Annotated in this window: 12 protein-coding genes; 6 read left to right on the forward strand and 6 right to left on the reverse strand. The window is 44.9% G+C overall.

Annotation, left to right across the window (positions count from 1 at the left end; genetic code table 11):
* Window positions 1-34: 34 nt before the first annotated feature.
* The 3 genes from QLG00_RS07580 to ccsA form a co-directional block, all read right to left on the reverse strand.
* Complete coding sequence (locus QLG00_RS07580) at window positions 35-1,465, reverse strand: outer membrane protein transport protein (RefSeq protein WP_227265208.1); 1,431 nt, start codon at window positions 1,463-1,465, stop codon at window positions 35-37.
* Window positions 1,466-1,772: 307 nt separating this feature from the next.
* Window positions 1,773-2,705, reverse strand: coding sequence for a tRNA-dihydrouridine synthase (locus QLG00_RS07585; RefSeq protein ID WP_048766200.1), 933 nt, complete (start codon window positions 2,703-2,705; stop codon window positions 1,773-1,775).
* 94 nt (window positions 2,706-2,799) lie between these two features.
* The gene (ccsA, locus tag QLG00_RS07590; RefSeq protein WP_004935303.1) at window positions 2,800-3,609 is read right to left on the reverse strand and encodes a cytochrome c biogenesis protein CcsA; all 810 of its coding nucleotides are present in this window, start codon (window positions 3,607-3,609) and stop codon (window positions 2,800-2,802) included.
* 145 nt (window positions 3,610-3,754) lie between these two features.
* Between ccsA and ffh the strand changes: the two genes are divergently transcribed.
* A complete protein-coding gene (ffh, locus tag QLG00_RS07595; protein ID WP_004935305.1) occupies window positions 3,755-5,164 on the forward strand; it encodes a signal recognition particle protein in 1,410 nt (469 codons plus the stop codon).
* A 44-nt stretch (window positions 5,165-5,208) separates the two neighbouring features.
* Here the strand turns inward: ffh and QLG00_RS07600 are convergent, their stop codons facing one another.
* Window positions 5,209-5,946, reverse strand: coding sequence for a pantothenate kinase (locus tag QLG00_RS07600; protein WP_282470743.1), 738 nt, complete (start codon window positions 5,944-5,946; stop codon window positions 5,209-5,211).
* Window positions 5,943-6,713 (reverse strand): biotin--[acetyl-CoA-carboxylase] ligase, encoded by a 771-nt coding sequence (locus tag QLG00_RS07605; protein WP_004945773.1) that lies wholly within the window; start codon window positions 6,711-6,713, stop codon window positions 5,943-5,945. Before QLG00_RS07605 ends, QLG00_RS07600 begins: the two co-directional genes overlap by 4 nt.
* 30 nt (window positions 6,714-6,743) lie before the next feature.
* On the opposite strand from QLG00_RS07605, the gene QLG00_RS07610 reads away from it, so the two are divergent.
* The 5 genes from QLG00_RS07610 to ligA all read left to right on the forward strand — a co-directional run bounded on the left by QLG00_RS07610 (window position 6,744) and on the right by ligA (window position 15,090).
* Entirely contained in the window at window positions 6,744-7,544 is an 801-nt protein-coding gene (locus QLG00_RS07610; RefSeq protein ID WP_250365149.1) for a sulfite exporter TauE/SafE family protein, read from the forward strand.
* Window positions 7,545-7,754: 210 nt separating this feature from the next.
* Window positions 7,755-8,462, forward strand: coding sequence for a GntR family transcriptional regulator (locus QLG00_RS07615; protein ID WP_004935317.1), 708 nt, complete (start codon window positions 7,755-7,757; stop codon window positions 8,460-8,462).
* Window positions 8,463-8,557: 95 nt separating this feature from the next.
* Complete coding sequence (gene smc, locus QLG00_RS07620; protein WP_282470744.1) at window positions 8,558-12,007, forward strand: chromosome segregation protein SMC; 3,450 nt, start codon at window positions 8,558-8,560, stop codon at window positions 12,005-12,007.
* Window position 12,008: 1 nt separating this feature from the next.
* Window positions 12,009-12,980, forward strand: coding sequence for a cell division protein ZipA C-terminal FtsZ-binding domain-containing protein (locus tag QLG00_RS07625; RefSeq protein WP_119025351.1), 972 nt, complete (start codon window positions 12,009-12,011; stop codon window positions 12,978-12,980).
* Window positions 12,981-13,059: 79 nt separating this feature from the next.
* Entirely contained in the window at window positions 13,060-15,090 is a 2,031-nt protein-coding gene (ligA, locus tag QLG00_RS07630) for an NAD-dependent DNA ligase LigA (protein WP_119025350.1), read from the forward strand.
* Between the two features lie 144 nt (window positions 15,091-15,234).
* Here the strand turns inward: ligA and QLG00_RS07635 are convergent, their stop codons facing one another.
* Window positions 15,235-16,290 (reverse strand): aldehyde reductase, encoded by a 1,056-nt coding sequence (locus tag QLG00_RS07635; RefSeq protein WP_282470745.1) that lies wholly within the window; start codon window positions 16,288-16,290, stop codon window positions 15,235-15,237.
* Window positions 16,291-16,591: the final 301 nt, after the last annotated feature.

A 16,591-nucleotide genomic window follows, 5' to 3' on the forward strand; every position in this document is an offset into this window, starting at 1 on the left:
GGCGCTAGATGCGCCTTTTTTATTTGATTCGTGCTTAGAACTTGTAGCCAATTTTCATGCCATAGGCAATAGCATGATTATCACTGAACTCTGCTACATAGTCGCTGCTTCCAGCCTGTGCACCCGTCTGTGCTTTGGCATCACCCAGCCAGAAGTATTTTACCCCGCCTGCAATAAAGTAATTCGGTTGTGGGCTATATTGCACACCCAATCCGACATTCCAGTAGCCTTCAGTTGGCCCAAGTGTAGTGACCGGATTTCCAGCACCTGAATCCCAGCCGACAGAAACGTTGCCGGCCCACTGCTCATTAAGCTTGCGACCCACACCGACATTGGCAGACCACTGGTCATCTGAGTATTCAACCAGATTAAAACCATTTGGGCGACTAATCAGCGGACCAACTGCTTCGGATACTTTGCCGAATTTGTAAGGTTGAATTGAAAAATCCTTCCAGTTGACCCAGCGTACATTGGCAAATGCAACGGTATTGGCCATGATTCCGGTTTGAAAATCAAGGTTCACCGATTGAGGTGTAGTAATCGTGGTTTTACCATTGCTATTGATTGCTGCTAGTTGTGAACCAGATACACCCAAACCTGAAAGCACAGTTGTTAAAGCTGGAAAGCTGAGTAATGATAGATTTTCATCAATATTGACATCGTGATCAATTTCAGAGCGATAGGTCAAAGATGTCTTTAAGGCAATATCTGGAATTTGGTAAGCAAGACCAGCTAGCCAGCCTACGCCACTGGTTTCTTTAATATTGGCATCGTAGCCATTATACAGGCTGTAGGCTTGACCTCTCAGTTTTACGTTCCCCTTAACTGTTTGATAGACAGGGCCTGCATAGAAATTCCAGTTTTGGTTGGGTTGAAAGCCAAAAACAAAGGCTAAATTTTGTGAGTCAACCTCAACTTGAGTGGCACCACGACCTAAGAATCCACCTGCTGCAGTCAATGCACCAGCAAGCTGTTGAAACTGAGGGCTAGCTAAAACTTGCGCTCTAGCTACTGCGCGTGTTTGATCTGTGATGGGAATGTTTTGTGCTTTTAATGCTGCCTCAGCTCGGCTGGTGACAATATCATCAATTGCTTTGGCTGATAAAACAGAGTCGGTACCCGGATTCGATACGAACACATTATTGCCAGAATATTCTGCTTTGGCTCCGAAGGGTTGATCGTAAAGTAAACCAAATGAAAAATGATCGGCCACTTGTAGTTTGAGCACCGCGCTTGGGAAATAATAATCTTCCGCCATGTCACCAATGTTACGACGTGTGGTGCTGCTTCCTGCTTCTTTACCCGAAACATCTGGATCTAGAATAGAAATGCCTGCTTCAAAATAATTTCCTGGTTGCAAGAATCCCGACATAGACTGACCCGAACGGTCTAGCGCTGCTGCAAAGGCGCCAGTCAGTGGTAAGCTTGCAAGTAATACAGCCGTACTTAAGTGTTTTAATTTCATTGTATTTTCCCTTGAACATCAATGTTTTATTATGGTGTTCCTTCATGGAACTGATGTTTAAACTTTTTCCTTTCGATCTAAATGCCGAAAATCAAAAAGTTACTCCGTGGTACAAAAATAACACAATTCACAGGCGTGTAAATGCTGGAAATGAACCAATTAGTATAAATTTTTCGCTTTACGCATCATTTATGATCTATATTTGATCAACTTGTGTGCAAGACGGGGCCGGACTATGAAATCATTATGGATTTTCGTAGATTGAATTGTGTAGCTAGTTCAATCCATCAAATCGCAATGAACTTAATCATTGGACTTTCTCAAGTTTAAGGAGAATCTCATCAAGCTGTTTAATACGCTTGACCTCATCCCATAAACTTTTTGCTTCAGGGTAGGCCTTGGTCATCATGCCCAACCACTGCTTATAGCGGCCAATCATTCCCACTTCGGTTTTGAATTGACCACTCAAAAAGCGTTGTTGCAGCACCACCAGATCTGACCATGTCATGAGTGGCTGGTCTGAGTTTTCTCGAATACATAGGGTAAGGTCAGGCGTTGTCACTGCGCCACGGCCCAACATTAAGTCCTCACACTGTGATTGGGCTTGACAGGCTTTGGCATCTTGGTTGTTCCAGATCTCACCATTGGCAATTACTTGAATATCAAGTGCGGCCTGAATTGGCTGAATTTTTTCCCAATAAGCTGGTGGCGTATAGCCATCTGCTTTGGTTCGCGCATGTACCGTCAGCCAGCTCGCGCCTGCGGCTTGTATCGCATAGGCGTTGTCCATCGTGTGGTTTTCATCGAGGTAACCCAGGCGCATTTTTGCAGAGACCGGAATATGAGCAGGTACAGCATCGCGCACCGCCTTGACCAGTTCATGGACCACATCGGGTTCATCGAGTAGAACTGATCCACCACGATGTCGGTTTACGGTTTTGGCTGGGCAGCCAAAATTCAGATCGATGGCAGGTGCGCCCAAGGCCACCACTTTTTCAGCATTGGCTGCCAGCATATCCGGATTATTCCCCAGAAACTGCACATGAACTGGCGTACCAGCCGCAGTTTTACCGTTATTTTTAAGCTCTGGGCAATAGCTGTAATACACATGGTCGGGCAATACGCTATCGGTAACACGGATAAACTCGGTTACGCACCAGTCAAAGCGGCCAACATGAGTGAGCACATCACGCATGATCGGATCGGTTAAACCTTCCATTGGTGCAAGAATGAGTTTCAACGTATATACCCTGACTGGTTTGAATAAACCAGAGCGTTATACGCATTTTTACAGGCGATGTCCAGTCATGACATGTGGCTTAAAACAGCAAGCATCAAATACCGAGAATGAGCTCTAAAATCATTTTGCTGCCAATAAATCCGATGGCAAGTAAAATAAAGCCGATCAGGGTAAAGCGAATGGCTTTTTGGCCTCGCCAGCCAAATTTTGCATGACCAATCAAGAGAGCGCCATAGATGATCCATGAAATTATGCTAAACACGGTCTTGTGAGCCAGATGCTGGCCCAAGAAATTTTCAACGGTAAAAAAGCCAAAAGCCAGCGCGACGGTTAAAAGCACAAAACCAGTACGCAGCAAATCGAATAACAAGGATTCCATGGCCTGAAACGGAGGCAATAGATTCACCCAGAAGCGATGTTTTTGCTTCTTTTTGAGTTCGCGATCTTGAAACCAAAGCAAAATTGCATGAATGGTTGCCATCAGCAGTACAGCATAGGCAGATAGAGACAAGATAATATGTAGGTCTAGACCGAGGCTGTGCCTTTCAATGAACTGATCTGGTCGACTAAACGCATAGCCTAAAATAAGGCCCGTGGCTGCCACGGGAATTCCGATCAGATTCAGTGCCAAAATAGGCCGAAACGTACTAAAAATCAGACTCATGAGTAGCATGAGACCTGAAGTAAATGAAATAAGGTTAAATACGTCGTAATTGATTCCCAGCGGAGTTAGCATACTGTTATATAAAACAGCTGCATGCAATGCCAAACCTAAACTGACCACACTGCCAATAAGCCAAGAGTTGGGATTATGTTTTGACATCAAGTGCATAAACAGATACCAGAATGAGGTCGTATACGCAATAAGTGCCAAAATGGTATAAACCAACGGAAGACTGATCATGTCAAACCTTTTTCGGGATTTAGAATATTCATCTAGATGAGATATAAATTCGCGGCGAACTACAGTATCCTATAGCATCTTATGCATAAATTTTCTATTTTGAGAAAGATTTTTTTGCAACTGGCCATTTTTAGCGGATTTTGCAATGTTTGATACCTTAACAGAACGACTCACGCAGAGTTTAAGAAATGTTACTGGCTCAGGGCAGCTAACCGAAGACAATATTAAAGATACCTTACGTGAAGTACGTATGGCACTTCTTGAAGCTGATGTTGCGTTACCTGTAACTCGTGAATTTATCGCGAAAGTTAAGGAACAGGCATTGGGTCAGGAAGTGATGACTCAGCTTTCCCCTGGGCAGGCATTCGTCAAAATTGTGCATGACGAACTGACCAAAATGATGGGTGAGGCCAATGAAAGCCTCGATCTTGCGGCAAAACCACCCGTGGTGGTGTTACTTGCCGGTTTGCAAGGTGCGGGTAAAACCACCACGGCTGCAAAGCTTGCACGTTTTTTACAAGAACGCCAAAAGAAAAAAGTCGCGATGGTATCTGCCGACGTATATCGTCCGGCTGCGATCAAGCAGCTACAGACGGTAGCGGGCGAAGTTGGCGCGATCTTTTTTGAATCGAATGCCAATGAGAAGCCGATTGATATTGCCAACCGTGCCATTGAGCAAGCCAAAATTCAGTTTGCCGATGTACTGATTGTCGATACCGCAGGTCGTTTACATGTCGATGAAGACATGATGGGCGAAATTAAAGCATTACATGCCTCGATCAAACCGACAGAAACCTTGTTTGTGGTCGATGCCATGACTGGTCAGGATGCTGCCAATACTGCGAAAGCATTTAACGATGCTTTACCGTTGACGGGTGTGATTTTGACCAAAACCGACGGTGATGCACGCGGTGGTGCAGCACTTTCTGTTCGTGCAATTACTGGTAAACCGATTAAGTTCTTGGGTATGGGCGAGAAGCTCGATGCTCTCGAGCCGTTCCATCCTGAACGTATCGCACAGCGTATTCTTGGCATGGGTGACGTTTTGTCACTGGTGGAAGAAGTCGAGCGCAAAATCGACAAAGAAAAAGCCGAAAAAATGGCGAAAAAATTGCAAAAGGGCGGTACTTTCAATTTGGAAGACATGCTCATGCAATTTGAACAGATGAAAAAAATGGGCGGCATGATGGGCTTTCTGGATAAACTTCCAGGCATGAGCAATTCAGGTATCCAGCAGGCGATTGAGCAGGCCAATCCTGAAAAGCAAGTCAAGAAAATGGAAGCCATTATTCAGTCGATGACGCCTAAAGAGCGTAAAAATCCAGATATTATCAATCCAAGCCGTAAAAAACGTATTGCGGCTGGTTGTGGTATGGATGTTTCTGAAATCAATAAATTGCTTAAACAGCACAGTCAGATGGCAAAAATGATGAAAAAATTTGCCAATCCGTCTGGCATGAGCAAAATGATGCGGTCATTCGGCAATCTGCAAAAGCAGTTTGGCGGTGGCGGTGGTGTCGGGCCATTGTTTGGCGGAAAAGACGACAAGAAATAAGCTTAAACAGCATAAAAAAGGCGCTACGGCGCCTTTTTTATGCTTTAGGTACAAGCGGGCTGATACTGTAGATAATGCTGTAAGCCTTTGAGTAAAAGATCAGATTCGATTTGCGGGGAATAATGCTGCAAGAACTTGGCAAATAAAGGCGCATCGCCACCCGTTAAAACCAATTGCTGCGGTGTACGCTGCATAATGGCTTCAATTGTACTGACCAATCCCAGTAAAATTCCGTGATGTACGGCATCTATGGTGTTGTGTCCCGGATCAAGATCATCAAAGGCAGAATCTGGAATTTTAATGCCTTTGGTATTTTGAATCAGCGCATCACGCTGCAAATATAAATTCGGCAGAATATAGCCACCCAAATGCTGGTGGCCTTGAACCAAATCGATCGTCAGAGCGGTGCCGCAGCCAATCACACATACATTTCGATCAGGCTGGGCAACCGCCAGAACTTGTAGCCAACGATCAATTCCAAGCTGGGCAGGTTGCTCGTAGCCACATTTGAGTTGCGCGTACTCGGCATGCACTTGAGCCATGATAATCGGAATATTTAATCGGGCGAGAATTTGCTGGATACGGGCATTATTTTCTGCATCGAGTACCGATGATACACCGACACGCTGAATTTTCTGATGATTAAAGTGCTGGATAAGGCCGAGCAGTAAATCCGCAGGTGATTGCAAATGCAACTCGGCAGCATGTTCAATCGTCTCACCGTTTTGAGTGATCCAGTATTTTAATCGGGTGTTGCCGATATCGAGCCATAACTGTTTCATAGTGCCGATCCATCTTCATGCTGAATCAGACGCATACGACCTTGATAAAAATGCTTCAGGCCCTCTTGATCATGCACCATCACCGCACCTTCGCTGTTAATACCTTCAAAACTACCCGTAGTGTGACCCTGATGATGCTCAAAACGGATGGCCTGGTGCATAAAGGCAGCATAATGGTTAAATCGCTGGTCGAGGTTATAGCAGCCATGATCAAACCAGTCCTTGGCATTTTGAATAGCAAGGTAGAGCTGCGCAATCAGCTCCGTCCGGTCTGCCTGAAGTAGCCCCAAATCGCTCAGCGAAGTAACTGCCTGATCAGTCGGCAACTGCATGGGTGTGACCAGATTCATGCCTACGCCAACAATCGCCTGATGAGGTGATAACGGCTCGACCAGAATACCTCCCCATTTTCCTTGTAGGCTATATAAATCATTCGGCCACTTCACCTGTAATTTAAGCTCGCTTAAAGCTGGCATTTGTAAGATATTTAATGCAATTTCAAGCGCCAGACGGCCATCAAGCGTTGTTTGAGTATTGACCAGTGTGCTTAAATAAATGTTACCTTTGGGTGAAATCCATTCGCGCTGGTGCTGGCCCCGTCCTTGGGTCTGAATCTGGCTGCACACCAATGCAGTTGCAACATTTTTTTGCGCAAGCTCACGCACATCATCGTTGGTCGATGTGGTGCTTTCTTTGAGAAGAAGAATTTCTGGCAGTTGCTGTGCGTCTAAAAGACGTTGTCTGAGTATACGTGTCTCTAAATCCATGTTGAATCTGAGAAAAGTGGAAAATTATTTATGGAGTTAATCATATATCTGGCTATTGGTGCAATCGCTGGATTTGCCGCAGGCTTATTTGGTGTAGGTGGTGGGTTAATTATTATTCCAATTTTATACGTGGTGTTTCATCAGCTTCAGTATGATCCTACCGTGATCATGCACATGGCGGTGGGTACGTCTCTGGCGACCATTATTGTGACCTCGATCAGCTCTGTGATGGCACATCATAAAAAAGGTGCGGTACTCTGGCATGTATTTAAAAATATGGCGCCTGGGCTGGTGATCGGATCATTGATTGGAGCGGGAATTGCTGATCTATTGTCTGGTCCGCATCTGCAACTGATTATTGGCAGCTTTGCAATTTGGGTAGCATTTAAAATGTTTAAAGGCGCTCATACTGTGGTTGACCAGACACAATCTTTGCCGTCGCGCGCCATGCAAATTCTGGCAGGGGGAGGCATCGGTGTGGCTTCCGCTATTTTCGGAATTGGCGGTGGCAGCCTGACCGTACCTTATTTGAATAAAAATGGCGTGGTGATGCAGCAGGCAGTTGCTACTTCGGCTGCCTGTGGCTTACCGATTGCCGTTGCGGGGGCACTTGGCTTTATGTGGTTTGGTTATCAACAGCACGTTTCTGTTCCGAATGCAATTGGCTATATTCATCTCTATGCGTTTACGGGCATCAGTATCATGAGCTTTATCACTGCCAAATTGGGGGCTCGTGTGGCACATCAGTTATCGCCTGCCATGTTAAAAAAATGTTTTGCTTGCTTATTGACCACGGTAGGCATTTACTTTATTTATCAAGGCTTATCTTAATTAAACCTGAGCCAGTTGATTGATCTTTTTTAAATGGCGCAGAGTATGCGGAAATGAACAGTCATCCTGTAAAAGACGGCAATTGGCTTAAAATGCAATAAAATTGTTAGACAAAGACATAGCAATATTAGATTCAAATCAGTTAAAAACAATAAACACCATGCAGGATTGGCACAAGTGCGTCCAATAAAAAATGAAAAAAGGTGAGCCATGAATCTTGATGACGTAGACAGTCTTTCAGAACACATTGCACGACGGATCGGTGAGCAAATTATTGTAGGGGAATTGGTCGAAGGTGAGCGTATTCAGGAGCTTCGCATTGCTAAAGAGCTTGACGTGAGTCGTGGCTCAGTGCGTGAGGCTTTGTTGCTGCTTGAGCGTACGCATCTGATTGATATCTTTCCGCGTCGCGGTGCGATCGTGTCCGAAATGTCTTCACAGCAAGTCAAAGCTTTATTTGACAGCAGTGTGTTGGTACTGGGGCACATTGTGCAGCGCCTGAGTGAAAGCTGGCGCGGACATGAAGCAGAGCAATTACAACATTTGCTTGTGCAACTTGAAGAGCAAGTTAAAGCAGGTGACACCGAAAAATTTTACGATGGCATTTTTGACTATTTGGCTGCCCAGCACGATATCGTGGGAAATCCCTATTTAATGAAATTTTATAAAGAGCTGTTGCCCTCGTTGCGCCGTAGTTATTTTTTAACCTTAAATACCTCCCGACGCGAGTTACAGGAGGCTTTTGCGCTGTTTAAGCTAGTGATTGATGCAATTTTAATCCGAAAATCACATCAAGCCACTTTATTTATGGAAGATTTTTGCCGACACTTGCGTAACTTGGTGTTGGACTCCTTGACGCGCATGAAACAGATCGAACTGGCATGGGCGCGCCGTTCACGTCGCTCTTCGACGCGCTAATCGTTTCAAGTATCCACACCAGATGATGAGATATGTGCCTGCATTGAGGCATGTATAAATAATAGACATCATATTTCTGGATTGATTGAGACACTATGCGTTTAAGCAGTTTAAAACTTGCGGGCTTCAAATCTTTTGCTGATAGTGCCACTTTGCACTTTAAAGCCAACCGTACAGCGGTTGTGGGGCCCAATGGTTGCGGTAAATCCAATGTAATCGATGCCATACGCTGGGTGATGGGCGAATCCAATGCCCGTCAATTGCGTGGTGGCAGCATGCAGGATGTGATTTTTACCGGAACGGCAAAACGTAAACCTGTGGGAATGGCCAGTGTCGAATTACGTTTTGAAAACACCTACGGAAAATTAGGCGGCACCTACAATGCCTATTCGGAGCTTGCAGTACGCCGTCAGGTGAATCGCGATGGAAAGTCCGAATACTTTTTAAATGGTACGCGCTGTCGTCGTCGTGATATTACCGATATTTTCTTGGGAACAGGCCTTGGGCCGCGTTCCTATGCTGTCATCGAGCAGGGCATGATCAACCGCCTGATTGATGCCAAACCCGAAGAAATGCGTGTATTTATTGAAGAAGCCGCAGGTGTCTCACGTTATCAGGCACGCCGCCGTGAAACGCTTCAACATCTTGAACATACCGAGCAGAACTTGGCACGGCTGGACGATATTGCACTTGAGTTAAAAAGCCAGCTCAAAACGCTTAAGCGTCAGGCCGAAGCAGCTATTCAATATAAAACGCTAGAACAAGAGATCAAAACGCTCAAAATTGAAATTTTATCCTTTCAATCTGAACAAAGCCTGCACCTACAACAAGAATATACTGTGCAGATGAACGTATTAGGCGAAGAATTTAAACTGATTCGTTCAGAACTCAATACCATCGAACATGATCTTGAATCGACCAGTGCCTTGTTTCAGCGCTTAATTCAACAATCGACACCCCTGCAAACCGAATGGCAAACTGCCGAAAAAAAATGTGCTGAGCTTAAAATGGTGCTCGAACAAAAACAGAGTTTGTTTCAGCAAAATAGCGTAACGCTTGGCCAACTTGAGCAACAAAAAGTGCAAACCAAAGAGCGTATCCAGCTGAGTGATATTCAACTTGAACATTTACATGAACAGATAGAACAGCAAAATACTGACTGGCATCAAGCTGAAGCCGATACACAACAGGCTGAGCAGCGTTATGCCGATTTACAGACACAGCATGTACAGATTCAATCGCAATTTGAGCAACTCAAAGCCCAGATTGAAAAGTATCAACAGCAAAAGTCTCAAATGACAGCTCAAATGGAGCAACTGGGAAAATCGATTGATCGTACCCAGCAGCAAAAACAGACCTTACAGCAGCAGCTTGCGCATATTTCATCACAGGTGCAAGATGACGCACAACGTGAATTACAGCATGCACTTGAACAGCAGCAGCATGAGGTTTTCGTGCTTGAGCAAAAACGAGATGAGCTAAATGCTGTACTTACACAGTTGCACGCGCAACAGGCGCAGCAAAAAGCCCAGCTCGATCCGCTTGAAACACAAATCAAGGTGTTGCAAACAGAGCAGAAAAATCTGCAACAACTGGTAACCAAGCAAAGTAGTAAATCTCAGGTAGGTAGCACGCAACTTTTACAAATATTACAACTCAAAGAAGCGGGGCGTTCTTACGCTAGTTTGATCGAGAAACTGTATAACCGCTGGATGGACGCGCATTATTTAGATCAGCATCAACCCTTTCAAAGTGAAATTGCCCGTCAGGTTCGTCCGGCAACTATGGCGCCGCAGAGATCATTTGCCAACTTGGTCGCTTTGGCAGACTGGATTGAAGCACCCCAGCTCTCACTTTGGAATGATATCTGGATCATTGACACATTAGATGCTGCATTAGCTTTGCAATCCTCATTGAGTGTGGGGCAAAGTTTATTGACGCTCGACGGTTATCATGTGGCCAGAGACTGGATGATTGGTCTAGATTATGACCATCAAAGTCAGAGCAGTGGCATGCTCAGTCACCGTATTCGGCTCGAAGAAATAGCCCATGAATTACCGCAATGTATCGCTCAGCGTGAAACGCTGATCAACGTGTGGCAAACGCTTGAGCAACAATGTGAGATGCAGCAGCAAAACATGCATCAGATTCAGCGTGAACTCAAAGATCTACGGCCGCTTGTGCAAAAAACTGAGCTTGAAATTGCACGCCAACATGCTTCCGCACAAGCGTATGTGCTGCAACAACAGCAACTACAGCAACAGCTAACTCAACTTGAGCAGCAGCTTGAAGAAGATGCCATGCAGCGTGATGATCTGGAGATCGACTTGCACGCTCTACAGTTAAAATTAGATGCACATTTGCCGCAATATAAAATTCAGCAACTCGAGTGGGAAACGCTTACCGAGCAAAAAGAGCAGGCATTTGAGCAATTACAGCAGCATCAGCAAACACGTGAGTTATGCAGTCGTCAGTTGGCACAGACCCAGCAGCAAATTGAGCTACTTGAAAAAGATCTATCGTTTTTAAAAACGCAAATGCAGCAGATTGTGGCACAAATGGAGCAGGCGAAAAAATTTGTCGATCCGGTACAACTGGAGCTGCCCGCGTTAGAAACCGAGTTTTCCGAGCAGTTTCAAAAAACTGAAGCCCTGCAAAAGCAGTGGAAAGAGTGGCAACTAGAGCTGAATCATGTTCAGGAAAAACAGCAGACACTGACTGAGCAGCGCCATGATACTGAGCAAAAAGATGAGAAGATCCGTGCTGCGCTGGAACAAAAACGTTTGGCATGGCAGGCCACAAAATCGGATTTGGCGCACTATCAAGAACAGCTTGAGGCGCTCAATGCACAAACATGTACCGGCCTAAAAATTGATCTTGAGTCGCATCAGCAACGGCTCGATAAAACCCTCAAGCAGTTTGAAAAACTCGGTGCAGTCAATTTGGCAGCCTCTCAAGAGTATGAAGAGGTTTCTGCACGTTTTGATGAATTGAATCATCAGATGCAAGATTTGGAAAACACGGTCAATCAGCTCAAAGATGCCATGAAAAGCATTGATTTGGAAACCCGTAAACTGTTTATGACCACATTTGATCGGGTCAATCATGAACTACAAGATCTGTTTCCAAAGGTATTTAATGGCGGCGAGGCTGCATTAAGTCTTGAAGATGACTGGCAATCGGGTGTAAAACTAATGGCACGACCACCAGGTAAGCGTAACAGTTCGCTGGCGCTGCTTTCCGGCGGTGAAAAAGCATTAACCGCTTTGGCATTGGTATTTGCAATTTTTCGATTAAATCCGGCGCCTTTTTGTGTGCTGGACGAAGTGGATGCACCGCTAGATGACGCCAATGTACAACGCTTTTGTAATTTGGTAAAAGAACTATCTGAGCACGTGCAATTCATTTACATTACACATAATAAACTTGCAATGACAATGGCAACTGATTTACTGGGGGTCACCATGCCAGAACCGGGCACCTCTAAATTAGTTACCGTTAATTTGGAAGAAGCAAAAGAATACGGGTTAGTTACGGAGTCATAGTATGGAAGTCACCACGATTGTGGGTATTGTTGTAGCCGTGATCATCATGATTATTGGGTTAAAACTACTGCTTAAAAGATCAACACCCGCTGAACCTTCTCTCGAAAGTGAATTACACATTGACTCTCAAAGTAATCAGCCGATCATTCCGCGTCATGTGCGAGATCAGCTTCCAGCTCAGGCGCTTGAACAAAACGAGCGTAAAGAGCCTACATTGCAGGCGATTCCAGATGAGCAAGATGATCCAAAATCTGCGTCTGTAGCGACCGAAGCAAATCCAGCAGAACCAGCGTCTGCTGCTCCAGCTGCCACACAGTCCGATGTCGTGATGCTCCAGCCGCTTAATACAGAATCTACCGCCACAACACCAGTGACTGAATCTGCGGTGAAACCTGAAACTCAGCCAGAGCCTAAGGAGGCTGAACTTAAGCTTAATCCAGATGTTGCAACGGTTGAAATTGCAGAATTTGACGGCGAAAGTAGCCTTCTTGATGTGCATTTATCTCAGCAACAACAGTTTGATGACGAAAGTGCTTTAGCTACAGCGGAACAAATTTTGGCACTGAATGTTTATCCAAATCCGCGCCGTGCGCTTTCGGGCGATAAAACGCTAAAAGTATTGCTGAAATATGGTTTACGTTTTGGTGAACTCTCTTGCTTTCATCGTTATGAAAAAACCGATGAACCAAGCCCGCTCATGTTCTCTGTACTTCGCATGACCGATAACGGTCCGGCAGGTTTTGATCTTGAAGCATTATCGGTCGAGCAAGTACAAGGTTTGGCTTTTTTCTTGGCACTGCCGCATAACAATGCGCTCACTGGCTTTGACATGATGGCAAGTATTGCAGGTCTGGTTGCCCGAGAAATTGACGGTAAAGTGTATGATGAAAACAACAATGAACTGACACCACAGTTGAAAGAACACTGGCGTCATCATGTGATTGACTATCGTTCATCACAGGCATCAGTTTAAGCTAAAAATCTTTTATACTGATAAGCAATACGACAAAATTGAGGGCGGATGTTTCCGCCCTTTTATATGGTGAAATTTTATGATGCAACCTGCTGATATTGTTGCGCAGATGCGGCAGCTGATTCAATTAATCGCAAAACACAATCATGCTTATTACGTGATGGATCAACCCACCATTACCGATAACGAATATGACCAGTTGTTTCATCAGCTTAAAGCACTTGAGACCGATCATCCTGATCTGGTACAGGCAGATACACCCACCAATCGCGTGGGTGGGCAGGCATTAACAAAATTTCAAACCGTAACGCATACAGTTCCGATGCTGTCGCTGGGGAATGTATTTAATCAAGAAGATTTATTTGCTTTTGCACGCCGGATTGAAGAGCGCTTGCCCAATCAACAGATTCAGTATGATGTCGAGCTAAAGCTGGATGGTCTGGCGATTTCACTTTGGTATGAAGACGGAAAGCTGGTGCGTGGGGTCACACGTGGCGATGGTGAAACAGGTGAAGACATTACCCAAAACGTGAAAACCATTCGCAATTTACCGAAACATTTACATCATAGCTCACAGCCTGTTCCGCGCTTCTTAGAAGTGCGTGGTGAGGTTTTGATGCCAAAGCTCGGTTTTGAACGTTTAAATGCGGCCAACGAGGCTAAGGGTGAAAAAACATTTGCAAACCCGCGTAATGCCGCAGCTGGAAGTTTACGACAGCTTGATCCGAGTATTGCAGCGTCGCGTCCCTTGGCATTTTATGCTTATGGTATTGCACAGTGTGAGCCTGCACATGGCTTGGCCAGTATGCATGAAAGCTTGCAATGGTTAACAGCGCTGGGTTTTGAGATTGCCGAGCGTCAGTTTCTATGTTCATCGATTCAGGAAGTCCAGCAGCGCTACGAGCAAATACAGCAAGAGCGGCCTCAACTGGCAGTTGAAATTGATGGTATGGTCATCAAAGTCGATGATCTGAAACAGCAGCAGCAACTGGGCTTTTTAAGCCGTGAGCCGCGCTGGGCCACCGCCTATAAGTTTCCTGCAGAAGTTGCCATGACCACAGTCGAAAATATTGACTGGCAGGTTGGGCGTACTGGAACACTGACGCCAGTGGCACGTCTGACGCCTGTTTTGGTGGGTGGCGTGACGGTATCTAACGTGACACTGCATAATATCGGTGAAATTCACCGTTTAGATGTGCGTATTGGCGATCGGGTCAGTGTATATCGTAGTGGAGATGTGATTCCAAAGGTGGAGAAAGTCTGGCCAGAATTTCGCCCTGAAAATGCAGTTGAAGTACAATTACCAGCACAATGCCCGGTATGTTCATCCCCTGTGGTGATGCCTGAAGGTGAAGCACTGGCGCGTTGTTCGGGTGGTTTGTACTGCGCCGCACAGCGTATCGAGGCCATTCGTCATTTTGTATCACGTAAAGCCATGGACATTGAAGGCTTGGGAGATCGTTGGGTGGAGTCATTGCTGCATCTTGATTTACTTAAAGATGTTGCAGACATTTACCATTTGCATGAACACCGTGAAAAATTGCTCACGATTGAAAAAATGGGTGAGAAATCTGTACAAAACCTGATCGATGCAATTGAAGCCAGTAAAAAAACCACATTGGCACGTTTTATCTATGCACTCGGTATTCGAGGTGTGGGCGAAACAACGGCCCGAATGCTGGCCAATACCTTCCAGACACTGGATGCCTTGAAACAGGCCGATGTCGACATGCTGAAAAAAACGCCAGATGTCGGTGATATTACCGCAGAATGGATCTACGATTTCTTTTTGGCAGAGCACAATGTCGAAGTTATTGAACGCCTACTGGCAGCGGGAATTCACTGGGATGCACCGATTGCTCCGACACGTCAGCCACTCAATGGTGAAAGCTGGGTGGTTACGGGGACGTTAAGTACCATGGGTCGTGACGAAGCCACACAGCGCTTGCAGGCATTGGGTGCGCGTGTGAGCGGAAGTGTATCGAGTAAAACCAAATGTGTTGTGGCGGGTGAGAAAGCGGGTAGTAAACTCGACAAAGCAGAAAAACTGCAAGTTCGAGTGATGAATGAAGATGAGTTTTTAGCATTTTTAGCGCAATACAACGCTTAAAGGTATCTCACCGCTTATGGCTCTTGAATCTATATTGGATGATTGATTCGAGCATCATTAAAACAAGCATTATTAAAAAAGGCAGTCCAAAGACTGCCTTTTTTGCCAAAACGAGGTATGACTACTTTTTGCTTATTCGAAAAATTAGATTCGTTTTTTAATGACACCATCGTCAAGTAATTGCTGAAAATGTTCACAGACACTTGCTTCTATGTTGCGATAGCGAATTCCGAGTTCTTTTTGACTTCGTGTTGCATCAAAATATATTGGATAGCCCATATTCAGTTTGATGAATTCACGAGAGTATCCAAGCAATGGCCCAATCAGCGAAAATGCTTTTTTAGGCACAGTAAAATGCGGAAATGGAAAGCGATAACCAAAACACTGCGTCAGTGCTTTACCCATTTCCAAAAGGCTTAAACTTCCGCCAGAAACAATATATCGTCCGTGTGCATCATCATTGAGTGCAGCAGCCACATGTGCATCGGCTACATCGCGTACATCGACGATACCGTTCCACATAGGCGGAACACCAAACAAGGTCACACCGTTGGCAAACTGTTGTAGTAACTCAATACTTCCTGACTGGCTAGAAGCGGTCAGAGAAGGCCCCATCACCAATGCCGGATTGATACATACCAAAGACCAGCGATCTTGTTGTTCAGCCATTTCCCATGCTTTACGTTCGGCAGCAACCTTAGAATAAGAGTAAGGCTGATGGGTTTCGCTACTGGTTGTATTCCAGCAGCTTTCATCAAATGCGTTATGTGGCGTTTGTTTAATTTCGATGGCATCACCATAGGTAGCGGCAATACTTGAGGTCACCACGACGCGTTTCACCGAGGCTGTACGATTGACCGACTCAAGCACATTTTCAGTGCCTTTTACTGCTGGCTCGATAATATCTTTTACGGCATCTTTGTAATTGGTAATCACAAAGGGCGATGCGGTATGAATCACGATTTCGCAGCTCTGCATCGCTGTATCGAAAGCACCTTGATCGAGAAGATCTGCTTTAAAAAAATGAATTTGCCCAGAAGATTTTTCTGCAATGTCTACGAGATGTTGAAGTTTTTGAGTCTGGGATGGATCTCTTACAGTGGCATGAACTGTAAAGCCTTGACCTAATAGTCGCTCGATAATCCAACCAGCGACATATCCAGTCGCACCTGTGACAAGAATCGGAGTATTTTTTTGCATTTTTATCATCGTTTTGGCAAGTGAAATGAAGGTATTTGAAGCATATTAGCTGGCTTTGCTGTTTAATGCAGTTTTGATTTTAAAATAATTATTAAAGATACATAAAATGGATTATTTTGTGTTTTGTTACAAAAAGATAAACGCTCTAAGGCCTAGGTTAACCACTTAAATTTTTGCTAGAAAATGATCGCAAACCACTCATTTCAATCAACAAAATAGGATAATTCGAACTGTAAATGCGTATGTTTATCATTTTAATTTTATAAAAATCAGTGGGTTAAGGTGTAAAAAGCTTTGCAAT

Source organism: Acinetobacter sp. V89_7 (assembly GCF_029967895.1).
GTDB lineage: Bacteria > Pseudomonadota > Gammaproteobacteria > Pseudomonadales > Moraxellaceae > Acinetobacter > Acinetobacter soli.